This window comes from Kitasatospora kazusensis (assembly GCF_039529945.1).
GTDB lineage: Bacteria > Actinomycetota > Actinomycetes > Streptomycetales > Streptomycetaceae > Kitasatospora > Kitasatospora kazusensis.
In genome coordinates this window covers 87,739-112,399 of the sequence record NZ_BAAANT010000001.1, presented here as the reverse complement: position 1 = coordinate 112,399, position 24,661 = coordinate 87,739, and the positions used below count along the sequence as shown (strand labels likewise).

29 protein-coding genes are annotated in these 24,661 nt (G+C 71.1%); 11 read left to right on the top strand and 18 right to left on the bottom strand.

Going from position 1 to position 24,661, the window contains the following annotated elements; genetic code table 11:
- Positions 1-86 precede the first annotated feature (86 nt).
- Both ABD330_RS00540 and hemL read right to left on the bottom strand, forming a co-directional pair.
- Positions 87-734, bottom strand: a complete 648-nt coding sequence (locus ABD330_RS00540; protein WP_344460013.1) for a histidine phosphatase family protein — start codon at positions 732-734, stop codon at positions 87-89.
- 121 nt (positions 735-855) lie between these two features.
- A complete protein-coding gene (gene hemL, locus ABD330_RS00535) occupies positions 856-2,181 on the bottom strand; it encodes a glutamate-1-semialdehyde 2,1-aminomutase (protein WP_344460011.1) in 1,326 nt (441 codons plus the stop codon).
- 467 nt (positions 2,182-2,648) lie between these two features.
- Between hemL and ABD330_RS00530 the strand changes: the two genes are divergently transcribed.
- A complete protein-coding gene (locus tag ABD330_RS00530) occupies positions 2,649-3,137 on the top strand; it encodes a hypothetical protein (RefSeq protein WP_425555390.1) in 489 nt (162 codons plus the stop codon).
- A gap of 39 nt (positions 3,138-3,176) precedes the next feature.
- Here the strand turns inward: ABD330_RS00530 and ABD330_RS00525 are convergent, their stop codons facing one another.
- The 3 genes from ABD330_RS00525 to ABD330_RS00515 are packed head-to-tail and all read right to left on the bottom strand — an operon-like array spanning position 3,177 to position 5,339.
- Complete coding sequence (locus tag ABD330_RS00525) at positions 3,177-3,719, bottom strand: NUDIX hydrolase (RefSeq protein ID WP_344459494.1); 543 nt, start codon at positions 3,717-3,719, stop codon at positions 3,177-3,179.
- A 5-nt stretch (positions 3,720-3,724) separates the two neighbouring features.
- Entirely contained in the window at positions 3,725-4,846 is a 1,122-nt protein-coding gene (locus tag ABD330_RS00520; RefSeq protein ID WP_344459492.1) for an adenosylhomocysteinase, read from the bottom strand.
- Positions 4,847-4,874: 28 nt separating this feature from the next.
- A complete protein-coding gene (locus ABD330_RS00515; RefSeq protein ID WP_344459490.1) occupies positions 4,875-5,339 on the bottom strand; it encodes an ATP-binding protein in 465 nt (154 codons plus the stop codon).
- A gap of 221 nt (positions 5,340-5,560) precedes the next feature.
- On the opposite strand from ABD330_RS00515, the gene ABD330_RS00510 reads away from it, so the two are divergent.
- Both ABD330_RS00510 and ABD330_RS00505 read left to right on the top strand, forming a co-directional pair.
- Positions 5,561-6,913 (top strand): NsdA family TPR-like regulatory protein, encoded by a 1,353-nt coding sequence (locus ABD330_RS00510; RefSeq protein WP_344459488.1) that lies wholly within the window; start codon positions 5,561-5,563, stop codon positions 6,911-6,913.
- Between the two features lie 85 nt (positions 6,914-6,998).
- Entirely contained in the window at positions 6,999-7,442 is a 444-nt protein-coding gene (locus ABD330_RS00505) for an NUDIX domain-containing protein (protein ID WP_425555400.1), read from the top strand.
- A 120-nt stretch (positions 7,443-7,562) separates the two neighbouring features.
- Here ABD330_RS00505 and ABD330_RS00500 read toward each other — a convergent pair whose 3' ends face one another.
- From ABD330_RS00500 to ABD330_RS00490, 3 genes are all read right to left on the bottom strand, one after another.
- Complete coding sequence (locus tag ABD330_RS00500) at positions 7,563-8,189, bottom strand: DUF3885 domain-containing protein (protein ID WP_344459484.1); 627 nt, start codon at positions 8,187-8,189, stop codon at positions 7,563-7,565.
- Between the two features lie 99 nt (positions 8,190-8,288).
- On the bottom strand, positions 8,289-8,540 hold the full coding sequence (locus ABD330_RS00495; RefSeq protein ID WP_344459482.1) for a helix-turn-helix domain-containing protein: 252 nt from the start codon (positions 8,538-8,540) through the stop codon (positions 8,289-8,291).
- Positions 8,540-9,124: a DUF2975 domain-containing protein gene (locus tag ABD330_RS00490; RefSeq protein ID WP_344459480.1), complete on the bottom strand. Its 585-nt coding sequence runs from the start codon at positions 9,122-9,124 to the stop codon at positions 8,540-8,542. The genes ABD330_RS00495 and ABD330_RS00490 overlap by 1 nt, the downstream gene beginning before the upstream one ends.
- Before the next feature lie 235 nt (positions 9,125-9,359).
- Between ABD330_RS00490 and ABD330_RS00485 the strand changes: the two genes are divergently transcribed.
- A complete protein-coding gene (locus ABD330_RS00485; RefSeq protein WP_344459478.1) occupies positions 9,360-9,968 on the top strand; it encodes a DUF4291 domain-containing protein in 609 nt (202 codons plus the stop codon).
- A 112-nt stretch (positions 9,969-10,080) separates the two neighbouring features.
- On the opposite strand, the gene ABD330_RS00480 is transcribed toward ABD330_RS00485, so the two are convergent.
- Together ABD330_RS00480 and ABD330_RS00475 are read right to left on the bottom strand one after the other, a co-directional pair.
- A complete protein-coding gene (locus ABD330_RS00480) occupies positions 10,081-11,790 on the bottom strand; it encodes an RICIN domain-containing protein (protein ID WP_344459476.1) in 1,710 nt (569 codons plus the stop codon).
- Between the two features lie 309 nt (positions 11,791-12,099).
- Entirely contained in the window at positions 12,100-12,339 is a 240-nt protein-coding gene (locus ABD330_RS00475; RefSeq protein ID WP_344459474.1) for a chaplin, read from the bottom strand.
- A gap of 276 nt (positions 12,340-12,615) precedes the next feature.
- Between ABD330_RS00475 and ABD330_RS00470 the strand changes: the two genes are divergently transcribed.
- From ABD330_RS00470 to ABD330_RS00455, 4 genes are all read left to right on the top strand, one after another.
- A complete protein-coding gene (locus ABD330_RS00470; RefSeq protein ID WP_344459472.1) occupies positions 12,616-12,867 on the top strand; it encodes a chaplin in 252 nt (83 codons plus the stop codon).
- Between the two features lie 326 nt (positions 12,868-13,193).
- Positions 13,194-13,436: a chaplin gene (locus tag ABD330_RS00465; protein WP_344459470.1), complete on the top strand. Its 243-nt coding sequence runs from the start codon at positions 13,194-13,196 to the stop codon at positions 13,434-13,436.
- 97 nt (positions 13,437-13,533) lie between these two features.
- A complete protein-coding gene (locus ABD330_RS00460; protein WP_344459468.1) occupies positions 13,534-13,800 on the top strand; it encodes a chaplin in 267 nt (88 codons plus the stop codon).
- 138 nt (positions 13,801-13,938) lie between these two features.
- Positions 13,939-14,343 carry a hypothetical protein gene (locus tag ABD330_RS00455; RefSeq protein WP_344459466.1) on the top strand — a complete coding sequence of 135 codons (405 nt, stop codon included), beginning with the start codon at positions 13,939-13,941 and terminating at the stop codon, positions 14,341-14,343.
- 143 nt (positions 14,344-14,486) lie between these two features.
- Here ABD330_RS00455 and ABD330_RS00450 read toward each other — a convergent pair whose 3' ends face one another.
- Positions 14,487-15,134: a hypothetical protein gene (locus ABD330_RS00450; RefSeq protein ID WP_344459464.1), complete on the bottom strand. Its 648-nt coding sequence runs from the start codon at positions 15,132-15,134 to the stop codon at positions 14,487-14,489.
- Positions 15,135-15,672: 538 nt separating this feature from the next.
- On the opposite strand from ABD330_RS00450, the gene ABD330_RS00445 reads away from it, so the two are divergent.
- The 3 genes from ABD330_RS00445 (at position 15,673) to ABD330_RS00435 (ending at position 17,033) form a co-directional block, all read left to right on the top strand.
- The gene (locus ABD330_RS00445) at positions 15,673-16,017 is read left to right on the top strand and encodes a rodlet layer protein (RefSeq protein WP_344459462.1); all 345 of its coding nucleotides are present in this window, start codon (positions 15,673-15,675) and stop codon (positions 16,015-16,017) included.
- A 142-nt stretch (positions 16,018-16,159) separates the two neighbouring features.
- Positions 16,160-16,507 carry a rodlet layer protein gene (locus tag ABD330_RS00440; RefSeq protein ID WP_344459460.1) on the top strand — a complete coding sequence of 116 codons (348 nt, stop codon included), beginning with the start codon at positions 16,160-16,162 and terminating at the stop codon, positions 16,505-16,507.
- A 268-nt stretch (positions 16,508-16,775) separates the two neighbouring features.
- On the top strand, positions 16,776-17,033 hold the full coding sequence (locus ABD330_RS00435) for a hypothetical protein (RefSeq protein ID WP_344459458.1): 258 nt from the start codon (positions 16,776-16,778) through the stop codon (positions 17,031-17,033).
- Between the two features lie 89 nt (positions 17,034-17,122).
- On the opposite strand, the gene hemB is transcribed toward ABD330_RS00435, so the two are convergent.
- From hemB to ABD330_RS00400, 7 genes are all read right to left on the bottom strand, one after another.
- On the bottom strand, positions 17,123-18,100 hold the full coding sequence (gene hemB, locus ABD330_RS00430; RefSeq protein ID WP_344459456.1) for a porphobilinogen synthase: 978 nt from the start codon (positions 18,098-18,100) through the stop codon (positions 17,123-17,125).
- A 188-nt stretch (positions 18,101-18,288) separates the two neighbouring features.
- Positions 18,289-19,932: a bifunctional uroporphyrinogen-III C-methyltransferase/uroporphyrinogen-III synthase gene (locus ABD330_RS00425; protein WP_344459454.1), complete on the bottom strand. Its 1,644-nt coding sequence runs from the start codon at positions 19,930-19,932 to the stop codon at positions 18,289-18,291.
- Positions 19,933-20,005: 73 nt separating this feature from the next.
- Positions 20,006-20,998, bottom strand: coding sequence for a hydroxymethylbilane synthase (gene hemC / locus ABD330_RS00420; RefSeq protein WP_344459452.1), 993 nt, complete (start codon positions 20,996-20,998; stop codon positions 20,006-20,008).
- 41 nt (positions 20,999-21,039) lie between these two features.
- Complete coding sequence (locus ABD330_RS00415; RefSeq protein WP_344459450.1) at positions 21,040-22,383, bottom strand: glutamyl-tRNA reductase; 1,344 nt, start codon at positions 22,381-22,383, stop codon at positions 21,040-21,042.
- Between the two features lie 34 nt (positions 22,384-22,417).
- Positions 22,418-23,293, bottom strand: a complete 876-nt coding sequence (locus tag ABD330_RS00410) for a redox-sensing transcriptional repressor Rex (RefSeq protein WP_344459448.1) — start codon at positions 23,291-23,293, stop codon at positions 22,418-22,420.
- A gap of 101 nt (positions 23,294-23,394) precedes the next feature.
- Positions 23,395-24,168: a 3'-5' exonuclease gene (locus ABD330_RS00405; protein ID WP_344459446.1), complete on the bottom strand. Its 774-nt coding sequence runs from the start codon at positions 24,166-24,168 to the stop codon at positions 23,395-23,397.
- Positions 24,169-24,351: 183 nt separating this feature from the next.
- Entirely contained in the window at positions 24,352-24,627 is a 276-nt protein-coding gene (locus tag ABD330_RS00400) for a glutaredoxin family protein (RefSeq protein ID WP_344459444.1), read from the bottom strand.
- Positions 24,628-24,661 lie beyond the last annotated feature (34 nt).

Below are 24,661 nucleotides of genomic sequence, written 5' to 3'. Positions count from 1 at the left end.
CCGCCGGGGCGTGCACGACGGGTACGCAGGCCGGGGCACGCCCGCCGGGCGCGGCCGACTCGCGCGCCCGGCGGGCGCAACCCCCGCTACGCCCCGAAGCTCTTGCCCACCGGCTTGCCCTTGCCGCCCTTGCCCACCAGGTGGGCGGGCAGCAGGTCGCGGGCCGGCTCGCCGTAGCCGATCGAGACGATCCGGTCGCCCTCGTACGTGAAGCTGGTCAGTGAGGCCAGCGAGCACTGCCGGCGGCGCGGGTCGTGCCAGAGCCTGCGGCGCTCGGCGAAGGAGCGGACGGTCCAGATCGGCAGCTGGTGGCTGACGCAGACCGCCTCGTGCCCGCGCGCGGCGTCGCGGGCCGCCGCGAGCGCGCCCATCATCCGGACCACCTGGTCGATGTACGGCTCGCCCCAGGAGGGCTTGAACGGGTTGGTCAGGTACTTCCAGTACGACGGGTTGCGCAGCGAACCGTCGCCCACCCCGAAGGTCTTGCCCTGGAAGATGTTGTCCGCCTCGATCAGCCGGTCGTCGGCGGCGATCTCCAGGCCGTGCACCTTGCCGATCGGCGCGGCGGTCTCCTGCGCGCGCTCCAGCGGCGAGGCGACCACGTACGTGATGTCGCGGTCGGCCAGGTGCTCGGCGACCCGGTCGGCCATCTGCCGGCCGAGCTCGGAGAGGCGGTAGCCCGGGAGGCGGCCGTACAGGACGCCCTCCGGGTTGTGCACCTCGCCGTGCCGCATCAGGTGGACGACGGTGGTGTCCTTGGCGCTCACTTCGCTCGTTCCTTTTCCTCGGCTGATCCGACGCGGGTTCCCGTACGGGTGCTCGTACGGGCGCTCATGCGGGGTCTGATACGGGCTCTCAAGCGGCGGGCTGGGCCTGGGCCGCCGCGCGGGCGGCGGCCGGCAGGGCGGCGGCGATCCGCTCGATCGCCCGCTCGTCGTGGGACGCCGAGACGAACCAGGACTCGTAGGCGGACGGCGGCAGGTAGACGCCCTGGGACAGCATGCTGTGGAAGAAGCCGTTGAAGCGGTATGCCTGCTGGGTCTTGGCCTCGTCGTAGTTGGTGACCTGCTGGTCGGTGAAGAAGACCGAGAACATGTTGCCCGCCGTCTGCAGGCGGTGGACGACACCCTCCTTGGTCAGCGCGTCGCCGACCAGGCCGGAGATCTCGGCCGAGACGCGGTCGACCGTCGCGTACACCTCGTCGGTGCAGTTCCGCAGCTGGGCGAGGCCGGCGGCGGTGGCGATCGGGTTACCCGACAGGGTCCCTGCCTGATAGACCGGGCCGGCCGGGGCGAGGTACCCCATCACATCGGCGCGGCCGCCGAACGCGGCGGCGGGGAAGCCGCCGCCCATCACCTTGCCGAAGGTGAGCAGGTCCGGCGCCCAGCCCTCGTTCGCGGCCTCCAGGCCGTACCAGCCGGCCTTCGACACGCGGAAGCCCGTCATCACCTCGTCGGAGATGAACAGCGCGCCGTTGGCCCGGCACAGCTCGGCCAGGCCCTTGTTGAAGCCGGGCAGCGGCGGGACGACGCCCATGTTGCCGGGTGAGGCCTCGGTGATCACACAGGCGATCTCGCCCGCGTGCGCGGCGAACGCCTGCCGGACGGCTTCGAGGTCGTTGTACGGCAGGACGATGGTGTCGCCCGCCTGGGCACCCGTCACCCCGGGCGTGTCGGGCAGGCCGAAGGTGGCGACGCCGGAACCGGCGGCGGCCAGCAGCGCGTCCACGTGGCCGTGGTAGCAGCCGGCGAACTTCACGATCTTCGCGCGGCCGGTGAACCCGCGGGCCAGCCGGATCGCGGACATCGTCGCCTCGGTGCCGCTGGACACCAGGCGGACCTGCTCGACCGGCGCGACCCGGGCGACGATCTCCTCGCCGAGCTCCACCTCGCCCTGGCCGGGCGTGCCGAAGGAGGTGCCGCGGGTCACGGCCTGCTGGACGGCGTCGATCACGGCCGGGTGCGCGTGCCCGAGGATCATCGGACCCCACGAGCACACCAGGTCGACGTACTCGCGGCCGTCGGCGTCGGTCAGGTAGGGGCCGGTGCCGGACACCATGAAGCGCGGGGTGCCGCCGACCGCGCGGAAGGCGCGCACCGGGGAGTTCACGCCGCCGGGGGTCACGACCGAGGCGCGGTCGAACAGCGACTGGGACTGGGGAGCCTCGTACGGGTAGCTCATCGGGTTGGTCATCTCCTTGGTCACCCGGACATGGTCTCAAATCGTGTCCTTGACCTACGCATGTCGGGCCCGATCATCTGGAACGATGATCCGTGTGCCGTCATAGCGCTGATCCGGGGCTACGGACGGCTACCTATTCTGTCGATGTCCTGCCAAGGTGAGCACTGCACACGCTCGCCAGGCTGTACGGTCTGTAGCGTCGATACATCCGCTTGACGGACTGGTCGGACTGTTGGCGGCGAACTGTGCGGCAGCGACAGTGTGACAGCGGCGCAAGGCGGGTAAAGGGCACGTTCGGGGACACCGAGCGTGCGGGGGTCTGTCGATTCCGGCGAATTCCGGTGAGGATGGTCCGAGTGTCCGAGGCGCAGGACGGCTTCGAGGAGACCGCGGGTGGCACCCGTCGGCCCACCGGGGCTGCGGGCGGGGGCAGGCGTGCGGGCAGGGGAAAGCAGGGTGAGGGTCGAGTGGGGGTCACCTACAAGTACTTCGGCGCACCCGACCGGGCCACCGCCGCCAGAGTGCCCACCGCCCTCGGCCCCGGCGGCCTCGGCCTGGACGCCGGCGAGCTCGGAGCCCTGGGGCGCCTCGGCGACCTGATGGAGACCAGCGGCTCCCCCAACGGCCACCTCTCCACCAAGATCAAACCCGAGACGATGAGCGCGATGGTCCTCACGGGCATCAAGGGCGTCCCCCTGCACCAGGTCCCGCCCCTGGAACTGGTCGTCCTGCACCCCGACTACGCCGTCGTCCAGCTCCCCCACACCGTCGTCGAACCCCTCCGCAAGGCCGACGAGACCGAACTCGGCGCCGCCGCCTTCATCTGGTCCACCGTCCCCGACCGCCGGGGCCCGCGCGACGCCTTCGTGATCTACACCATGCTCCACGAGTGGCAGGACTTCGCCAACCGGCTGCACGACGCGGGGCACCAGCTGTACTGCCTGGTGTGGCCGTGAGCTGCAAGAACTCCTGCCGACTGAACGTGGTCGCCGTCTTCACCGCAAGGCAGCGACCACACGGGCACGCAGACGCTCATCGCTGATTGTTTCGGCGCCGCACCAAGCGGCCTCGGTGACTTCTTCGGCCTGTAGTTCGGCGACGTCGGCGGAGGTGCCGAACAGGAAGCGGAAGTCGATGTGCTGGTGAGCGGGTTCGCCCTTGGCGTCGTTGGCCGGGATGGGGTGGACATCGATGTGCAGGGGATGGTCGCCGAGCGGGACGACGTTCTCGGGCCGGATGCCGGTCTCCTCGGCGAGTTCCCGCAGGGCCGCGCCGATCAGGGCGGTGTCGTCCGCCTCCAGGTGACCGCCCGGCAGGAGCCACTTGTCGAGGGCCAGGTGGTGAATGAAGAGGATCTTTCCGTCGGGGTCGGTGAGGATCGCACCGGCGGTGGCGTGGCCCCGGAACTCGTTGCGGGCGGTGAGGTCAGCCCCGTCGTCCAGGAGGTCCAGGGCAGCCGCGAGTTCGGGCTTCTCGTCCGGGTGTACGTCGAGGTAGGCGGTGAGGGTGGCGCGGATGTGGTCTGCCGTGATGGCCATGGTGATCACCTGTTGAAGTAGTTGAGCCAGGTCGCCGCGATCGCGGCGCGGTCGATCGCGCTGACCTCGTGCATACCAGGGTCGAGGTCGCCTCGGGCGAGCATCCGGATGCCGGCGAGGATCTCGGCCTGCACCAGGAAGATGAACGGCCCCACGCTGGCGCCGTGCAGGAAGTTGACGGCATTGCCACCGTTCAGCAGATAGAAGTAGTGGCCAGTGGTCTGATAGCGCGTCACGTGATCGCCGACCGTGGCACGGGTGTAGACCTCCGGGAGCCCGGCGAGCTCCAGTTCGTCCTCGCTGCTCGTTACCGTGGAGACATACGCGCCGTTGCGCAGGTGCGGGAAGTCCTCGCCGCGCAGGGACACTGCACCGGTCGCGCACAGGACCAGCCCCGCGCCGGTCAGCGCGCTCTCGCGGTCGCGGGCGACAGCGAAGCCCTGGCTCAGCGCCTGGGTACGGCGGACAGGGTCGATGTCGTAGACCGTGACCTGGACGCCCTTGGCGTGCAACAGCCGGGCGATGCTGGAGCCGAGCTTGCCGAAGCCAATGACCAGAGCCGGGCGGCCGTGGAGGATATCCCCGCGACCGCGCATGAGGGCCTCAGTGGAGAAGACCACGGACTGGCCGACAAGGAAGTCCTCGGGGTCCTTGAGCGGGGAGCGCGCGACTGAGACGACCGGGCAGGGCGGTTTGTCGAGTTCGGCGTATCGGCAGTGCCCGTTCTCGGTGTCCTCGATCACCCCGAGCAACTGTCCGGAGAAACGTCCGTGCAGGTCGAAAAGCACCGGAGCGAAGTAGCCGCCGACGTCCAGGAGCGCGAGAGGCTCGCCAGTTGCGCGGGACTCGAAGTAGTCGAGGGCGGTGTCCGGGTTGGCGAACAGTTCGCGGGAGAGCGCATCGCACGGGACGGTCTGCTCGACCTCGCGGAAGGCCGCCGGGTCGATCGACTTGGGCTTCGGCAGCACGGCTCGCAGGCGGGACAGGGCGGCAACCGCGCGGACGAAGCCCGGCCGCTCCGGTAGCAGATGCGTGACCAGGAAGGTGGCGGGGAGGGCCTCGGGCATGAACTGGGCTGCGATCTTGGCGAAGTAGGCGTCGAGCTTGGCGCGTTCAAAGGTTTCCATGAGATCCCTCATCAGTCGAAGTGTCCGGTCAGGCCGTGCGGGCGAGGCCAGTGGGGCGGTGGTCGGCCGTGAGCGCAGGCTCCGGGTGCGCGCCGCTCGGCGTCGGCCGCCTGCGGACGTCCAGCTCGGCCCAGGTCTTCTTGCCCCGCGGGGTGGGACTGCTGCCATGGCTTCGGGCGAGCGCCTCCACCAGGAAGAGGCCGCGCCCGCTGGTGTCCTCCTCGCCGGCGACACCAGGCGCCGGGGCCTGGGGGCTGGCGTCGTACACCTCGATGAGCAGGCGGTCACGGCTGGCGTAGACCGCGATGGTCACGAGATCCCCGCCGGCGTGGAGCACGGAGTTCGTCAACAACTCGGAGACCACCAACGCCACATCACCTGTGGTCTCCTCGTCCAGCCGTATCCCCCACGCACACAGGGTGGCAAGCACCCTGTGACGGGCAGGCGCGACGATCGAGGGGTTGGCGGGAGCGACGAACCGTGCGGCAGGCATAGCGGTCTCCTCGGTGCGTGGGTGCGGCGCGGCTCCTGGCGACGTACACAGAAGCTGCGCCGCAGATCCGGAGCCGCCCAGGCACAGGAGGGGGAGCCTGCAACCGAGTTGTGTCGGCGCCTGGGCGACTGATGATTAGTGAACCGCCGCACGCTCACCAGCGGTACGGTGGTGAGCACGCAGAGTGGTATACGCGGTTTACAGCTCCAGCTCGGGGGATCGTGGCAGCACACAAAGAACCCAACACCCGGCTCCGGGACGCCCTGTCGGCGACCAACTGGACCTACGAGGCCCTCGCGTTCACTGTCCGTCGGGTAGCTGCCGAGAACGGCGAGACCCTGCGCACCAACAAGTCGGCCGTCTCCCACTGGATCGACGGGGCCCGACCGTCAGGCCAAGTGGGCCACTACATCGCCGAAGCCCTATCCCGCCGGGCGGGACGACCAGTCACCCTGACCGAGATCGGATTCGCGGCAGCCGAGGACTCCCTGGCCGCCAGCGTCGACCCCGTACTGACCGCCACGAACCTGGGCCGCGCTGACGTCGAACGGCGCCGCTTCCTGGCAATCGCCGCCTTCACCACAGCCGGGGTCGCCATGCCGCTGAGCTACGAGCACGAGGCTGCCTCCCGTCTGATCCGAGCTCGGTCCGGCACAGCCCTGGTCGGCGAGGAGGAGGTCGACGTCGTCCGCCAGATCACTGCCGTCTTCAGCGCGGCCGACGAACGTCTCGGGGGCGGCCACGGCCTCACTACCGTCACCGCCTACCTCGCGGACACCGCCGCACCGATGCTCAGAGCACGCTTCCCGAGCGAGCAAGTCCGGCGGCAAGCCTTTGGGGCCGTCGCCGAACTCGCCTACCTCGCAGGCTGGAAGCATCATGACCTCGGCCAGGAAGGCGCTGCCCAGCACTACTACCAGGTGGGCTATCAACTAGCCTGCGAGGCTGACCCCAGGGGCCACGCGGCCTGGATGATGCGCGCCCTCGCACACCAAGCCCTCAGCCTGAAACAACCTCACCACTGCGTCGCGCTCATCGAGAACGCACTGGCCCGCTGCCTCGGCTACATCGACGGGCAGACCGAAGCCCTGCTGCACATCACCCACGCACGGGCGTACGCCGCCACAGGTGAGAAGTCAGCCGCCGCAAAGGCCCTCCTTGCCGCCGAGGATGCCCTCGCCGGGCACCACGAACCTCAACCGAGCTTCTCCCTGGTCAGCGGCCCCGCCGCCGGCACCGTCGCCAGCCACACCGCCAGGACCCTGACCGACCTCGCCGACCACGCCGGCACCGAGCAGCAGCACCGGGCCGCGCTCATCCGCTGGGACTCGGAGAAGTACAAGCGCGTCCACATGCTCACCTACGCCGACCTCGGTGACAGCCTCGCCGCCCAGGCTCGCGCCGACGAGGCCGTAGCCGCCTGGAGCCAGGCCATGAACCTCATGGAGGGCATGTCGTCGGACCGGACCAGAAAGGCCATCTCCTCCATCCGACCCAGCCTGGCGATCTACCGTAGACGCGGAGTTCCAGGAGCCACCGAGTTGGAACGCCGAGCCCGAGAAGCGTTGATCTAACAGCGCCACTGCCGACGAAGGGACCATCGTGGCCGAGCAGCAGACCGCCGATGCACCGCAAGCCCTGAAGCCCGCGACAGATGCGATGACCCTGCTGGTCGCGGCCGTGATCGTCCACGACCGCGAGACCGACCGAGTCGTCCTGCTACAACGCGGGCCCCGCGCCAAGTTCGCCCAGGGCATGTGGGATCTCCCCGTCGGCAAGAGTGAGCCCGGAGAGCCCATCACCGAGACGGCGGTCCGAGAACTCAAGGAGGAGACGGGGCTGGTCGTGGCTCCCGAGGCTCTCCGTCTGGCCCACGTTATCCACGGCGCGCGAGGGGTCGAAGCGCCCAACGGCTTCCTGACCGTCGTCTTCGCCGCCCACGAGTGGTCAGGCGACCCCGTTAACGCCGAGCCGGACAAGCATGCCGAGGTCAGGTGGTTTCCTACCGCCACCATCCCCGAAAACTTCGTTCCCACTACGGCCAGCGCACTCACGCGATACCTGACCGGCGGACCTGACGTATCGCTCGACTCCTGGGCATGAGCCTGGCCCGCCGCCACGCGACTCAGCTGTGGCTACTCCATGTTGACGAGCAGCTTCCCTCGGCCGGAAAGTGAGGGGCGGCACCGTGGGCTGAGGCGGACACGGCGGTCGGACGGCCGGTCATTGACCACTCGGATGCAGCGAGAGCCAATCGCGGTGCTTGGCCTTGAGCGTTTCGCGCTCGGCAGTGCTGGGCGCGATCACGTCGATGCCGCCGTCGTAGGGATGGACGAGCCAATCCAGCGTGGCCGGGGCCAGGATGACGTCGGCGGTCCGCCAGTCAGCCACCGCTCGTAGCAGCGGGTCCAGGGCGTCGCTGGTGTTCGGCAGGACGCTCACGTAGAGGTGCGAGTAGATCCTGTCGCCGGCCGCAGCAGACTCGTCGGCTACCACCGCGCACCAATACGTCGCTGGGACCATGGCCTCCAGATCAGGCTTGCGGCCGACCGGAGACGGGGATTCATCCCAGGCACAGGTGATCACCAACAACCAACTCGGCGCATCCAGGTCCGAGAGGACGGTGTGTTGACGGCCCAGCAGGAGGGCGTACTCCCCCTCCGTATCCGGATAGCGCTTCGACCCCGGGAGGCTGTGGAACCGCACCCACCGCTCCGACCAGGCATGGCGAAGCAGGTGGCCGAGGGGCAGACACCCCGGGTACCGGTCCCGCCAAATCCGGTCCAGTTCCGCCAGATCGAGCACTGGTGCCGTTGGCACCTGGTCGGCCGTAGTCTGCTGCGATTCCATGACCCTCATCTGTTTTGGCTGGTCAGCGGCGCTTTCGGGGCAACCTGGACCGTGATGTTCGTACGGGGTGCCACGTCCAGCAGGTGCTCCGGCTCGCCTTCAGGACGCACGGTCGCCAGGGGCCGGGTCGCCGGGGTCGTGGGTGATCAGGTCTCCAGGCTGGCAGTGCAGGACCTCGCAGATCCTCGACAGGGTCGAGAAGCGGATGGCCTTGGCCCGGTCGTTCTTGAGCACGGACAGGTTGACGACCGTGATGCCGACCTGCGCGGACAGCTCGGTCAGGGTCATGCCGCGCTCGGCGAGGAGGCGGTCGAGGTGGATCCGGATCGCATGGCGTTCCTCTTCGGGCATCAGATGGTCCCTTCGAGGTCCTCTCGCATGCGCACGCCCTCGCGCATGATCTTTCCCATGATCACCGCCGCGAGGCCGCCGAGGACGAGCACCAGCGGGCCGGTGAGTGTCGGCCCGGAACCCACGATCGGTGCCATGCTCCCGACGAGCCAGGACTGCGACCAGCCTGCGACGAGGCCGGTCAAGAGCGTACCCGCGGTGACGAACCAGCCGAGAGCGGAGAGCCGCCGCGACACCGACTCGGTGAACGGCCCCTGCTCCAGGACGGCCTTCAGGAGCTGGGAGAAGAACAGCAGCGCGAGGGTGCCGAAGAGCAGCCAGGGCAGTTCGCTGCCGAGTTCGGCGGCGCGCTGCCCCACCGAGGGGCTGCTCCGGCACAGGCGCGCGGCGCTGGCGGACGCCTGTACGCCGCTGCCGATCGGCAGGGGGTCCGCCAGCGGGGCGTTGGTCCAGAAGCCCGTCTGCACGCAGACCGCGCCGTGGTCGAGCAGGTGGGTGACCCCCGTTCCGACGAAGGCGAGCCCGCAGAGTGTCGCCAGGGCGAAGGTCGCCGAGGCCAGCGTCCTCGTGAGTCGTGTGTTCACTACGTTCCTCCCCATCGATTTTCGATATGCCCAAGCTATCGGAGCATATCGATATTCGACAAGTCCGCATCTGGCGACGCGCTCGGGACGGCAGCCTCCAGAGGGGCGGCGCCCTCCACCGGGGACTCGGACGCCGGACGGGTCGGCGGCTCCCGGCAGGGAGGCCGGCGCCGGGCCGGGCGCGGCGCCGGAAAACAGGGCCGCCCGGCAGGCCTGGTGAGGCAGGATCAGGGGCATGCCCCTTCCCGCCCGGCAGATCCGGGCTGCTCACACGGCCACCACGATCACGGTCTACCAGGCCTTCTCGCCGCACATCGCCGAACCGGCGGCCGCGACCGGCCGCTTCCCCGAGGCGTTCAAGCGGGAGCGGATGACCTGGATCAAGCCTTCGTTCCTCTGGATGATGTACCGCAGCGACTGGGCCCGCAGCGCCGGACAGGAGCGCGTCCTCGCGGTCACCGTCCGCCGCGACGGCTTCGACTGGGCGCTCGCGAACTCCGCCCTGAGCTCGTACGACGCGCAGCAGCACCGCTCGCGGGACCACTGGCGGCGCGAGGTCAGGCAGCAGCCCGTCCGGGTCCAGTGGGATCCGGAGCGGAACCTCGCCCTGCAGCCGCTGCCCCGGCGGTCCCTCCAGGTGGGTCTGCGCGGTGAGGCGGTGCGGCGCTACCTGGACGAGTGGATCACCGGCATCGAGGACGTGACCGCGCTGGCCGATCACGTCCGCCGCGAGCGGGACTCCGCGCTGCTCCCCGCCGAGGCGCCGTACCCACTGCCGCCGGAGCTCGCGGAGCGGATCGGGTCCACGGCCTGCCAGGGGACCGGCGGCACCAACGGCCAGTAGACCGATGCGCGGGGACTGCACGGGGACTGCGCGAAGCGGGAGTGGCGGTGGTACGCGCCCTTCGCCTCGTGCAGTCCCCGCGGCCTTGCCGTGACAGCTTCCTGACGGACGGTCAGCTGTGCAGGTAGACGATGCCGAGCTTGGTCAGCTGCCAGAGCTGGTTGGCCGCGCCGGTGTCGGCGGCGAGCTGGACGAGCGGGTTGCCCTGGCCGTCGAGTGTGCCGGTCGCGGTCGCGACCTTGCTGGTGTCCTGGGAGTCGGCCAGCTTGTAGGTGCCGTTGCCGGCCGCCTCGAAGACCCAGTGCTGGTTGCCGCCGCCGTTGCAGCCCCACTGCTCCAGGCCGGTGCCGGGGGCGGTGGAGGCGCCGGTGGCGTCCACGCACATGTTCCGGTTGCCGCTGAAGTCGAGCTCGTAGCTGCCGCCGGACTTGGCCTCCAGCACGAAGGACTGGTTGAGCCCGCCGGTGGCCGGGTACGTGATGGCGCTCCGGCCGTTGGTGCTGTCGCCGTAGGTGCCGCCGCCCGAGAGGTCCAGCGCCTGGCCGTTGGCGGAGTTGGTGAGCTGGTACCAGGCGCCGTCTTCCGGGGTGTCCGGGAACGGCTGCCCGGGTGTCAGCGGCTGGATCGAGGTGCCGTCCTGCTGGTTGAGCGTGCAGAACGCCTGCTGCTGGTCGGGCTGCTGGTAGAACTGGGTCAGGCAGTTGCCCTCGCCCTGGTAGCCGGCCACCCGCAGGTGGTACGACTGCCGGATCATGTTCATGCAGACGCCGGGGATGCTGATCTGCGAGTCGCAGCCGTTGCGGGTCTTCTCCGAGGTGTCGATCACGTCGCCGTTGGTGTACTCGTAGGGCGAGCTCGTCCACTCCGCGCAGACCTCGTGCCCGTAGCTGACCCGCCGCTCGTCGAGGTAGCGCACGCCGGGCACCTGGCTCGCGGCCGTCCGCAGTGCGTCACTGAGCTGCGGGACGACCCAGTTGTGACCCCAGGCGAGGTCCTCGGGGAAGGCCGGGCAGCCGTCCGCGATCTTCCCGATGTAGTCGTTGCGCCGGATGTCGGGGGTGATCGGCGTGAAGTACGACTGGAAGACCAGCTGGTACGAGGAGTCCGCGTACCCGGCCGTGCGCATGGTGTTGCGGACGTCGGTCAGGGCGGCCTCGACCTTGGGGATGGTCCGCACGGCGCGCTGCCGGATCGAGTCGCTGCCGATGGTGTCCCGGCAGCCCTGGGACTTGGGGATCGGGAAGTACTGGGCGAGGCAGCTCAGCATGATGCCGCTGAAGTCGAAGTCGTCGTTGGCGCCGATCGTGACGACGACCATCTTGACGTCGTACTGGGCCGCCGTCTGGGCGAGTTGGACGTCCTGCTTGGGCTCGCCGAAGTCGCCGCTGCCGCCGCCGGTGACCTTCGCCAGCTCGGGGTCGCTGACCAGGTCACCGGTCTGGGCGCCCGAGCAGGCGAGGTCGACCGGGGTCACCCCGCTGATGGCGGTGTCGAAGATCTCCGACTTGCTGTGCCGGTGGCAGTAGTTGGTGGGGGTGTCGGTGCCGGCCATGTAGGCGTCGCCGGTGTCCGTACCGGCGCCCTCGCCCGAGATCGCGCTGTCCCCGAGCGAGACGATGGCGGCCGGCCTGGCGGAAGCGGCGGCCCCCGCGACCGACTTGGCGGCGGACCTGGCGGCAGGCTTGGCAGAGCCACCCGAAGACGCGCTCGCCGCAAGGGCGTTGGGGGCGCCGGAGAGCGCGAAGGTGGCTATCAGCCCGGCTGTGGCGAGCAGGGCGCCCGGGCGGCGCCTGCGCGCGCCCGGTAGTTGGGACCTGGTCACGCATGACTCCTTGAGGGGTGGGGGCCACCCGGCATGCGCCGGGCGGCGCGGAGCTGCGGAACGTGCGACGTACGGAGGAACGCGACGTACGGAGGAACGCGAAGGACTGCGCGGATCGCGGGCCCGGCGCCTGGGGGGACGCGGGTGAAAGATGAGCCCGGCTCACATGTTAGGTACTGACAAGTAACACAACAAGACTCGTGACAAGGGGAGTTCAGGACGCGGCAAGGCCGCCGTCCCGCGTCTCAGGAGGGGAGACGAGGGCGGCGGCCAGGTACTGCGGAATCGACTGGGCGAACCCGGCGAGAGTCAGCCGACGTTGGCGCAGGAGTTGCCGAACGCCGGGTTCAGCGCACCGATGATGTCGACGGTGTTGCCGCAGACGTTGACCGGAACGTGCACGGGGATCTGGATCAGGTTGCCGGACAGCACACCCGGGGAGCCGGCGGCGACGCCCTCGGCCTCGGAGCTCGCCATGGCGGAACCCGCACCGGCCACGACGATCCCGACGACAGCGGCACCGACAGCGGCGGCCTTCTTGATGCTCATAAGAGTCTCCTCGTTGATCAGGTCTTCCTGTTGCCGCAGCTGTAAGAGGCCTAGCGAAGGAAGCGCACGGACGTGCGTCATCCACAACGGGGACGGCCCCCTCGGGTTCTGGCCTGATCGGCACATTCACCCACTTGCAGCAGTCACGGCATTCGGGTGATCACCGACAGCACCCGTTTCCCCCCGCGCGCTGCGTCGTTCTTCCTGGCGAAACAGCTTCACTTCGGGCCCCCTCAAGCCAAGTCCCCACAAGTACGCAAGAAATGAGACCGCATCATGCGCAAGCTCGCCTACGGCGCGTTCGGCTCCGCGGCAGCCGCGGCCCTGCTGCTCGGCGGCGCCGCCACCGCCTCGGCCCACGGCGTCCACGGCGCGTCGGCCGAGGGTGTCGCCGCCGGCTCCCCCGGTGTGCTGTCCGGCAACCTGATCCAGGTCCCCGTGCACATCCCGGTCAACCTCTGCGGCAACACGGTCAACGTGATCGGCCTGCTGAACCCGGCGTTCGGCAACGCCTGCGTCAACGCCTGACCACCGACACCTGACCACCGACGGGCCTGCTCCGGCAGGCCGGCCCAGCCCATGACTCCCAGGGGCGCCGACCCGCGGCGGACCACCGTCCGCCCGGGGGCTCCCCTGGCCGCGCCAGAGCTACGACGATCTCCCGGCCGTGCGGGACATCGCTCGCGGGGCGCACGAAGAAAGCGGCCGTGCGACGCCCAATCCAGCGGCGGCACAGACGCATCGGTCCGCAGGAGTGACAACACGGCGCAACCAGGAACCATCGGGCGATGATCCCCCTTCGCCCGGCCCCCGACCTGAGACAACAAGTCGGGCAGAAAACGGAGGAAGTACACATGCGCAACTTCAAGAAGGCCGCTGTCCTCTCGATCGCCGCTGCCGGCCTGCTGCTGGGCTCCGCCGGCGTCTCCGCCGCGAGCTCCCAGGCCGAGGGCGTCGCCGCCGGCTCCCCCGGTGTGCTCTCGGGCAACCTGATCCAGGTCCCCGTGCACATCCCGGTCAACGTCTGCGGCAACAGCATCGGCGTCGTCAGCATCCTCAACCCGGCGTTCGGCAACTCCTGCGCCAACGTCGGCTGAATCAGCTCCGTCTGATTCCCGCCGTACCGCGTCGCACCCCGCCGTCGGGCGCGGGTGCGGCGCACCATCCCCGTGTGTGATCTAGGAGATCAACCCCATGCAGAACGTCAAGAAGGCCGCTGTCCTCTCCGCCGCCGCCGCCGGCCTGGTGCTGGCCGGCACGGGCACCGCGATGGCGAGCGCCGGCGCCGAGGGCGTCGCCGCCAACTCCCCCGGTGTGGCCTCCGGCAACGCCATTCAGGTGCCGGTGCACATCCCGGTCAACCTCTGCGGCAACAGCATCAACGTGATCGGCCTGCTGAACCCGGCGTTCGGCAACTCCTGCGCGAACATCGATGCCGGCAACCACGACGACGACTGCTGATCACCGGCTGATCGGCACCTGCCTCGCGCGAACTGCCCCTCGGCCCTTCGGCCGGGGGGCAGTTCGCATCCGTCCGCCCCGGACAGGTCCGACCGACCGGTCCCCGTGACCGTGACCGTGAACCGAAGGGTAGTTCCCATGCTCCGAAAGAAGAGCGGAGCCGGCCTGCTGGCCGTGCTGGGCGCGACGATGCTGCTGGGCGCCGCCGCGCCGGCCGCCTCCGCCGCCGGCTCCACCGACCGTTTCGAGTCCGACCGCACCGCGACCGACGCCTCGCTGCCCCAGCCGTCGGCCCACCTGCAGAAGACCGACCTGGGTGCCGCGACCGGCACGCTCGGCTACGCCGTGGCACCGCTCAAGAACCTCCGGCTCGACCCGTTCGCCCAGTCCTCGGCGGACGTGCTGAACAACGGCCTCTCGGTGGAACCGGACTCGGGCATCCCGCACCTGAGCACCGCCACCGTGACCGGCCCGCTGAGCGGCGGCGGCGGCGCGAAGGACCTGACGGGCATCGGCCCGGTGCTCGGTGTCCTGCCCGGCTGACCGACCGACCGATCGACCGATCGACCGACCGACGGCGAACCGGCCGCGAACCGTACGGCAGAGCCCGGCACCATCCCGAGTGGGTGGTGCCGGGCTCTGCCGTACGCGTCCGTCCGGCCGCCGGTCGCGGCGGCCGCGGGGTGTCAGCCCTCGCTGCCGAGCACCTCGGTGACGGTGCCGGTGGTGGTGCCCGCCAGGTTCTTCAGCGAGTCGTCCACCGAGAGGTGCTTGTCGCTCCCGCCGAGGCTCGCCTTGGCGCCCGGGATGGCCTGCACCGGCGCGGTGATCAGCCGGGGGTCGATGTCGCCGAACGCGACGTCCCCGTCGGCGCCCGGGGACAGCGAGACCGGCTGCCCGAGGCCCAGCGCGGGCCCGGCGGTGTGCAGGGGGGCGGCCGGCGCGTCCAGCCGCAGGTCGCCCAGGTCGGTGCTGCGGTCGGCGGTGGGCAGCGGCACGGAGGCCTTCAGGGCCGGCCCGACCTGACCGGCGTTGAGGGCGGGCACGATCCGGTCCGGGATCAGCTGGTGCTTCGCGGCGGCCTCCGGGACCGGCGGCATGACGAGCGAGGTCGGCACCCCGCCGGAGATCTTGCCGCCCTCGGGCAGCAGTCCGAGCGGGTCGGTCGCCGAACCGAGCGGGATCTCGAACGGCACCTGCTTGGTCGCCAGGTCGTTCTCGACGGCGGCGACCTGCCCCGGCGTCATCGGCGTCGCGGCGGCCGCACCCTGACTCGCGAGGACACCGGCACCGGCCGCGAGCAGCAGGGCGCCGGCCCGCTTGGAGAGCTTCATACTATTCACCGTTCTGTCTGTGAACGTTCGGTCTGAGCGTTCTGTCGGTACGTGAGCCGTGATGTCGCCGGCTCGTACGGTCGTGATCGTGACGTCGTGATCGTGCGGTCGATTCGTATACCTGAGCCGTGCGCCCGTGCCGTAGTCCTGAGCCGTACACCTGGGACAGAAGCCACCGCGCAACGGAAATCAACCTGCCTCAACGATCCAGAGCGGCTCGGATGGCACCCATTAACCAGGTTGGCCTAATAATCCGATCGGCTCGGCAGGTCAGCGGCGATCCGCGGCGGGTTCTCGGAGAATCCGCGTAACTTTCCCGGCCGTCATTCTTTGATCTAAACGTCGCAGCCACGGCGGCGGCAGGACCGAATGAAGGAACGACTCGGAGTCCTTGCTCTCCAAGCTTCGTCCGCATTCGGAAATCCGCCCCGACGGGCTAGCAACCGCAGACCCGGTCTTCTCGTTGAACGCGGTAACGAAACACGGTCAGGACCGACGAGACGGCTTTCGCCGGATTTTCAGAGAGGTTTCTCCCCCCATGATCAAGAAGACTTTCGCAACCGTCGGCCTGGTGGCCGCCGCTGTGGCTGCGGCCGCCACCCCGGCCTCCGCGATCGGCAACGCGGACGGCGCGACGGGCTCGATCCAGGGCAACGGCGGCACCAACGCGACCGGGACCTGGGGCAACCACAGCCCGAACTTCCACTTCCTCGACAACCCGAACATCTGCTTCCCCGAGATCCACAACGTCGGTGTGGCCGTGCTCGGTGTCGCGGTGCCGGTCGAGGTGCAGGCGCTCAACAACCAGCCGAAGCAGACCTGCGTGGTCGGTCAGAGCACCGCCGCCAGCGGCGACGGCGGTGTGTCCCACCTGGTCGGCTGAGCTCGGCCACCCGAAACCGCCGCTCTCTGCGGCCCCCCGTACCAACCGCCCCACCAGAAGCGGCTGGACCGCCAGTCCTGCCGGTTCCGTCGGCCATTCCCGCTCCACTCACTCACATCAGATCCGAAAAGGAACCAGAACAATGATCAAGAAGGCTTTCTCCGCCCTGGGTGTCGCCGCTGTCGGCCTGGCCATGGCCGCCGCCCCCGCGATGGCGATCGGCGACTCGGACGGGTCGGCCACCTCCCTCCAGGGCAACGGCGGCACCAACGCCACCGGCACCCAGGGCGCCCACAGCCCGAACTTCCACACCCTCGACAACCCGAACCTCTGCCTGCCGGAGATCCACAACATCGCGGTCGGCGCGGTCATCGGCGTTGCCGTTCCGATCGAGGTCCCGGTCCTCAACAACCAGCCGAAGCAGACCTGTGTCCAGGGCCAGAACACCATCGGCTCGGGCGACGGCGGCGTCAGCCACCTGATCGGCTGATCGGCCCGCACTGCCTGGACCGCCGGGTTCGGGGGGAGTTCGCTCCCCCCGAACCCGGCGGTTTTTGCTACGAGTTCGGCAGACCGGCCGCGGCCGCGCCCACCCGTTCGACTGCGGTGCGTTCGGGTGACAGACCGTCGGCAGCGGCGCGCGCTGGGCATCGTGGAACGACACCATGTGATCACGTGTAGTGACAGACCCCATCCCGCAGTCCGCCGACACCGTCCGCAGGGCGCCGGCGGTCCACTGCACCAGAGAGGACGTACTCATGAAGAGCAAGCTCGGCAAGGCCCTGCTGATCACGGCCGGCGCGCTGGCCGTGGCCGGTGTCTCGGCCCCCGCGTACGCGCACGTCGACGCGGGCGGCGGCGGCCACTTCTTCGCCACCGCGGAGGATCCCTTCGTGGCGGGCGAGCAGCATGGCTGGGCGAAGACCGACGACATCTTCGTCGCCGGTGCGCAGTGGGGCTGGGCGAGCAGCAGCGAGGTCGGCGGCGGCGAGGAGGGCGTGATCCACATCCGCTGACGCCGGATCGGATCGGGCCGGAACGGACCGGACAGCAGTCGAGGCCGGACCCCAGCGGGGTCCGGCCTCGGCCGGTCACGACCGCGCTCTCAGAGCATCCTGGCGGCCTCGACGGCCCAGTAGGTGAGGATCTGCTCGGCGCCGGCCCGGCGGATCGAGGTGAGCGTCTCCAGGATGATCCGCTCACGGTCGACCCAGCCGTTGGCGGCGGCGGCCTCGATCATCGAGTACTCGCCGGAGACCTGGTACGCGGCGACCGGCACCGGGGAGGCGTCGGCGATCTGCCGCAGGATGTCCAGGTAGGCCATCGCGGGCTTGACCATCACCATGTCGGCCCCCTCGGCCAGGTCCAGCTCCAGCTCGCGCAGCGACTCGCGGGCGTTGGCCGGGTCCTGCTGGTAGGACTTGCGGTCCCCCTTGAGCGAGGAGCCGACCGCCTCGCGGAACGGGCCGTAGAAGGCGGAGGCGTACTTCGCGGTGTAGGCGAGGACACCGGTGTCCTGGTAGCCGGCCTCGTCCAGCGCCCGGCGGATCACGCCGATCTGACCGTCCATCATCCCGGACGGGCCGACCAGGTGGACGCCCGCCTCGGCCTGCACCAGGGCCATGTCCCGGTAGCGCTCCAGCGTCGCGTCGTTGTCGACGGAGCCGTCCTCGGCGAGCACGCCGCAGTGGCCGTGGTCGGTGTACTCGTCCAGGCAGAGGTCGGACATCACCACCAGCGCGTCACCGACCTCGGAGACCACGTCCCGGATCGCCACCTGCAGGACGCCGTCCGGGTTGGTGCCCTCGCTGCCGATCGCGTCCTGCACCTCGGGGACGCCGAACAGCATGATGCCGCCCAGCCCCGCCTCGGCCGCCTCCACGGCGGCCCTGCGCAGGGTGTCCCGGGTGTGCTGGACGACGCCGGGCATCGAGGTGATCGGACGCGGTTCGGTGATGCCCTCACGGACGAACGCGGGCAGGATCAGCTCGGCCGGGTGCAGCCTGGTCTCGGCGACCAGCCGGCGCATCGCGGGGGTCGACCGCAGACGGCGCGGGCGGACGTACGGGAATTCAGCGGACATTGCTTCTCTCTCCGGACGAATAGGGATCTGAGTGCGGGTGGCTCGGCGCAACCACAGCAGGGGTGCGGAACTGTACAGCTCAGGGCAACCACAGCAGGGGCGCGGGGAACTGCGCGCGCAACCGTGCACGGACGTCGTGCCCTGGTCGCGCAGTTCCCCGCGCCCCTGGAGGTACCCGGTTGCCAGCGCTAGCGGGCCTTGCGGCGCGAGCCCGGACGGCGCTCGCTGGGGCGGTAGACCGGCTCGCCCGCCGCGACGGCCGCGTCGCGGCGGCACCCGCCGAAGTCCGCCAGGGCCTGGGCCAGCGCGGCGGCGGACGGCGCCGGGGCCATCACGTCGACCCGCAGGCCGTGCTCCTCGGCGGTCTTCGCGGTGGCCGGGCCGATGCAGGCGATGATCGTCACGTTGTGCGGCTTGCCGGCGATGCCGACCAGGTTCCGCACGGTGGACGAGGAGGTGAAGAGCACGGCGTCGAAGCCGCCGCCCTTGATCGCCTCCCGGGTCTCGGCCGGCGGCGGCGAGGCGCGGACGGTGCGGTACGCCGTCACGTCGTCCACCTCCCAGCCGAGTTCGACCAGCCCGGCCACCAGGGTCTCGGTGGCGATGTCGGCGCGCGGCAGCAGCACCCGGTCGATCGGGTCGAACACCGGGTCGTACGGCGGCCAGTCCTCCAGCAGGCCGGCGGCGGACTGCTCGCCGGACGGGACGAGGTCCGGCTTCACGCCGAAGTCGACCAGCGCCTGCGCGGTGGTCTCGCCGACCGCCGCGACCTTGATCCCGGCGAAGGCCCGGGCGTCCAGCCCGTACTCCTCGAACTTCTCCCGCACCGCGCGGACGGCGTTGACGGAGGTGAAGGCGATCCACTCGTAGCGGCCCGTGACCAGGCCCTTGATGGCGCGCTCCATCTGCTGCGGGGTGCGCGGCGGCTCCACGGCGATGGTGGGCACCTCCTGCGGCACCGCGCCGTAGGAGCGCAGCTGGTCGGAGAGGCCGTGGGCCTGCTCCTTGGTGCGCGGCACCAGGACGTTCCAGCCGAACAGCGGCTTGGTCTCGAACCAGGAGTGCGAGGAGCGGTGTGCGACCTGCTCCCCGACGACGGCTATGACCGAGGTGGCGGGGTCGACCGGGGCCGAAACCGGCGAGGGCAGCACGCGGGCCGCCTTCAGGTCGGCCGCTATGGTCGCCAGCGTGGCCGTGAAGGTGCGCTGCCGGGTGGTGGTGCCGGAGAGCGTCGCGCAGAGCGCGGCGTCCGGCTTGCGGCCGTGGGCGATCAGCGCGTTGACGGTCGCGGGCAGCTGGCCGAGCGTGGTGCGGACCACCAGGGTGGTCTCGGGGGCGCCGAGGTCGACCAGGGCGCCGGCCAGCAGGGCGGCGCCGTCGACGAACCGGACGTCCGCGCCCTGGCGCCCGCGCAGCGGGACACCCGCGTACGCCGGGACGCCGACGGACTGGGCGACCCCGGGGATGACCTCGAACTGGATCGCGGCCTGCGCGCAGACCAGCATCTCCTCGGCGGCGCAGCCGTCCAGGCCCGGGTCGCCGTCGACGGTGCGGACCACGTGCTTGCCGGCCCGGACGGCCTCGGCGACGATCTTCGCCACGTCGAGCGAGCCGTCCTCGGCCTGACTGTGCACCTGGACGCCGGCCGGGCAGTGGGTCCGCACGGCGACGGCGGTCAGCGGGTCGGCGATCAGGACGTCGGCCGAGGCCAGCACGTCGACCGCGCGCAGGGTGAGCAGCCCGGGGTCACCGGGACCGGCACCCAGGAAGGTGCAGCGGCCGGCGGGGGCGGCCGTACTCGTGGAAAGGCTGGTGGCAGCGGTGGGGCTCATGCTCCCGCCCTCTCTTCGTTCGGGCGGTGGCAACGCCAGGCCCCGCGCATGTCGGTTCGCTCGCTCCGCGCGCTCACAGGGCTCGTTCCCCCATCAGAGCGGCCGCTCCACCGTCGAGCAGCCGTTCGGCGAGCGCGCGGCCGAGGGCCGTCGCCTGCCGTTCGGCCGTCTCGTCGAGTACGAGCGGGCCACTGGCGGTCATCTTCAGCAGTGTGGCGCCGTCGACGGTGCCGACCACGCCTTCCAGCAGCAGTTCGGTACCCGCCCAGTGGGCGAGGGCCGCGACGGGCGCGGAGCAGCCGGCCTCCAGGGTGGCCAGCAGGGCCCGCTCGGCGACCACGGCGGTGCGGGTCGGCGTGTGGTCGAGGGCGGCGAGGGCGGCGGCGAGGCCGGCGTCCACGCACTCGATGGCGAGCGCGCCCTGGCCGGGGGCCGGGAGCATCAGCTCGGTGTCGAGGTGCTCGGTGGCCTCGGCGCCGCGGCCGAGGCGGTTGAGCCCGGCGGCGGCCAGCACCACGGCGTCCAGCTCGCCCGCGTGGACGAACCCGATCCGGGTGTCGACGTTGCCGCGGATCGCGACGGTCTCCAGCGCCGCGCCCCGGGCGCTCGCCCAGGCGTTGAGCTGGGCCATCCGGCGCGGGGAGCCGGTGCCGATCCGGGCGGTGCGTCCGGCGAGCTTCTCGACCAGTTCGCCGAGACCGAGCCCGTCGCGGGCGACCAGCGCGTCGCGCGGGTCCTCGCGCTCGGGGACGGCGGCCAGCAGCAGCCCGTCGGGGGTGGCGGTGGGGAGGTCCTTGAGCGAGTGCACCGCGAAGTCGATCCGGCCGTCCAGCAGCGCGTCGCGCAGGGCCGAGACGAAGACTCCGGTGCCGCCGATCTGGGCGAGGGCCTCGCGGGAGGTGTCGCCGTAGGTGGTGATCTCCACCAGCTCGACGGGCCGGCCGGTGACCCGGGCGACCTCCCGGGCGACCATGCCCGACTGGGCCGTGGCAAGGGCGCTGCGGCGGGTCCCGAGTCGCAGCGGCAGGGCGGACTCGCCCTGGCCGCCGCTCAGTTGACCATTCATGAGGTGATCGTCCCGGTCGTGCTCGTGGGGTGACGGGTGGTTCATCTGGCGCCTCCGCCGGCCAGGGTGCCGGGCGCTCCGGCCTGCGCGCCGATCGGCGTGCCGGAGACAGCCTGCACTGCCGCCGGGTCCAGGTCGAACAGTTCGCGCAGCGCCTCGGCGTAGGAGGCACCGCCGGGCTCGGCGGCGAGCTGCTTCACCCGCACCGTGGGCGCGTGCAGCAGCTTGTCGACGACCCGGCGGACGGTCTGCGAGACCTCGGCGCGGGTGCGCTCGTCCAGATCGGGCAGGCGGGTGTTCAGCCGGCCGAGTTCGCCGAGGACGACCTCGGAGGCCATCGCCCGCAGCGCGACCACGGTCGGCGCGATCCGGGCGGCCCGCTGGGCCGCGCCGAACGCGGTGACCTCGTCGGCGACGATGCCGGTGACGGCGTCGACGTCCCCGGCGCCCGGCGTGGCGGCGTGCGCCTGCGAGAGGCTCTCCAGGTCGACCAGCAGAGCGCCGGGCAGCTCGTGCACGGCGTGGTCGACGTCGCGCGGCATCGCCAGGTCGAGGAAGGCCAGCGGGCTGTCGGCGTCCCGGTCGGCCACCGCCGCGGCGACGACCTCGGCCGGGATCACCACACCGGCGGCGCCGGTGCAGGAGATCACCAGGTCGACCTCGGCGAGCGCCTTGGGCACCTCGGCGAAGTCGACCGTACGGGCGCCCAGGTTGGCCGCCAGCCGCTCGGCGCGCTCGGCGGTGCGGTTGGCGATCAGCAGGTCGGTGACACCGGCGCGGACCAGCGTGGCGGCGGCGAGCGAGCTCATCGAGCCCGCGCCGACCACCAGGGCCCGCTTGCCCGCGATCTCGCCGGCGCCCTGGGCGATCTGGTCCAGCCCGAAGGTGACCAGCGACTGCCCGGCCTTGTCGATGCCGGTCTCGCTGTGGGCGCGCTTGCCGACCCGCAGGGCCTGCTGGAACAGCTCGTTCAGCCCGCGCGCGGCGGTGTGCTCCTCCTGGGCCTTGGCCAGCGCGTCGCGCAGCTGGCCGAGGATCTGGCCCTCGCCGACCACCATCGAGTCCAGGCCGCAGGCCACCGAGAAGAGGTGGTGAACGGCGCGGTCCTCGTAGTGGACGTACAGGTGGGAGGTGAGCTCCTCCAGGTCCACGCCGCTGTGGTGGGCGAGCAGCAGGGAGAGCTCGGCGACCCCGGCGTGGAACTTGTCCACGTCCGCGTACAGCTCGATGCGGTTGCAGGTGTTGACAAGGGCCGCCTCGCCGACGGTCGCCGAGGCGGCGGCGTCGTGCAGCAGCTTGGTCGGGGCGTCACCGGTCAGCGCGGCGCGCTCCAGCACCCCCACGGGGGCGGTCCGGTGGCTCAGCCCAACGACGAGAAAACTCATGCCCGCCCCTTGTCCGTACAGGTCAGATCGCTGCTCACGCCGGCATCACCGCGGAGAGTTCGCCGTCCGTGCCCTTCGGGGGCTTGCCGCCCTTGCCGGCCGGCTCGGCCTTGGCGGCGGTCGCGGCCCCGGCGGCCCGGCGCAGCTTGGCGGCGGCGGCCCGCACCGGGCCGGGCGCGCGGTCGAGCACCGAGTCGCCCCGGTCGGGCTCCTCGCCCGCCTTGCGCTGCTCGTGGAAGGCGAGGATCTGGAGCTCTATGGAGAGGTCGACCTTGCGCACGTCCACGCCGTCCGGGACGGTCAGCACGGTCGGGGCGAAGTTCAGGATGCTGGTCACACCGGCCTCCACCAGCCGGTCGCAGACCTGCTGGGCGGCGCCGGGCGGGGTGGTGATGACGCCGATGGAGACGGCCTGCGTCTCCACGATCTCCTCCAGCTCGTCCATGTGCCGGACGGGCAGGCCGGCCGCGCTGCTGCCGACCACGGCCGGGTCGGCGTCCAGCAGGGCGGCGACCCGGAAGCCGCGGGAGGCGAACCCGCCGTAGTTGGCGAGGGCGTGGCCCAGGTTGCCGATGCCGACGATGACGACCGGCCAGTCCTGGGTGAGGCCCAGCTCGCGGGAGATCTGGTAGACGAGGTACTCGACGTCGTAGCCGACCCCGCGGGTACCGTACGAGCCGAGGTAGGAGAAGTCCTTGCGCAGCTTCGCCGAGTTCACCCCGGCGGCGGCCGCGAGCTCCTCGGAGGACACGGTGGGGACGGACCGCTCGGAGAGTGCGGTGAGCGCCCGCAGGTACAGCGGAAGGCGGGCGACGGTCGCCTCCGGGATTCCCCGGGCACGCGAGGGTCGGCGCGCGGCGCCCTGGTCGGGCGTCTGCGAACTGCTCTGTGGTGATCGGCCGATTGCCACGGTGCTCCTGTGGGTGAAGCTGGGCTTTGGCAGCCAGGCTATGCGTTTGTGAACGTGTGCACAAAGATGGTGTCCGATTTGTCCCCACACAGTGATGCGCATCACTCGCTCCCCAGTGCGGGATCCGGCCGGGGAGCCGGTACGGGGCCGGGTGCGCGGCCCGCAGCAGGGCCGGGTACAGGGTCGGGTATCGGGCCGGGCGTGAGGACAGGCATGGTGCCGGGCGCGGGCCACGGCCCGGACGGCGCCTCGCGGCGGAGCACCGGCGGCTCCGCCCGGTGGCGCGGGTCGGACTGCCCGACCCTCGGCCACGGCACCCCCGCCGCCTCGCGCAGCGGCCCGGACCAGTCCTCGGACGGGCGGGCCGACCCCTGGGCGCAGTGCCGCAGCAGATCGGCGGTGGCCCGGGCGTCGCCGAGCGCGGTGTGCGCCGGGTACCCGCCGAGACCGGCCGCCGCCACACAGGCCGCCAGGCCGTACCCGCCGGCCTCCTGCAGGTGGCCGCGCGCCAGGTGCATGGTGCAGAGCAGCGGGACGGCCGGCAGCGGCACCCCGATCCGGGCGAACTCGCGCTCCAGGAAGGCCTGGTCACAGGTGACGTGGTGGCCGACCAGCACCCGGCCGGCCAACTGCTCCAGCAGGTGCGGCGCCACCTCGCGAAAGCGCGGCGCACCGACCACGTCGGCCTGCTCGATCCGGTGCACGTGGGTCGGCCCGACGGGGCCGAGCGGGTCTATCAGGGTGGCGAACTCGCCCTCCGTCCGCAGCGCGGCGTCGAGCAGGACGACGGCGACCTCGACCACCCGGTGGCGCCAGGGGCTGCGGCCGGTGGCCTCGACGTCGACCACGGCGTAACCGCGCTTGGGCGGGGGCATGGGCGGTCTCCTGCACCTTCAGCCCCCGACGACCCCCGACGGATACGAACGGATTAGATCGTAAGCCGGTGAATCGGGTCTCCCGGCTACCGCTTCCCGGCTTTGCGGCAACGATTCGGCGTAGCTCCCCCGCCGTTCGGCGGGGGAACCGGCCGGGGCCGGGCCGGCTGTCGGGGCCGGGTGTCAGGCGCCGAGGGCGGTGCGCAGGCGGCGCTCGTCCACCCGCCAGAAGTCGTGCTGCCGTCCGTCGACGAGCGTGACCGGGATCTGCTCCGCGTACGTCCGGTACAGGCCCTCGTCCTGGGTGATGTCCTTCTCCTCGAAGGCGGCGCCCAGTTCCCCCGTGACCCGCAGGAGCACCTCGCGGGCGTCGTCGCAGAGGTGGCAGCCGGGCTTGCCCAGCAAGGTGACCGTGTGGTCGGCGGGCTTCTTCTTGTCACGTCGCAGCAGTGGGCTCACCCGGCCCATTGTGGGGTACGTGCCGGACGCGGGT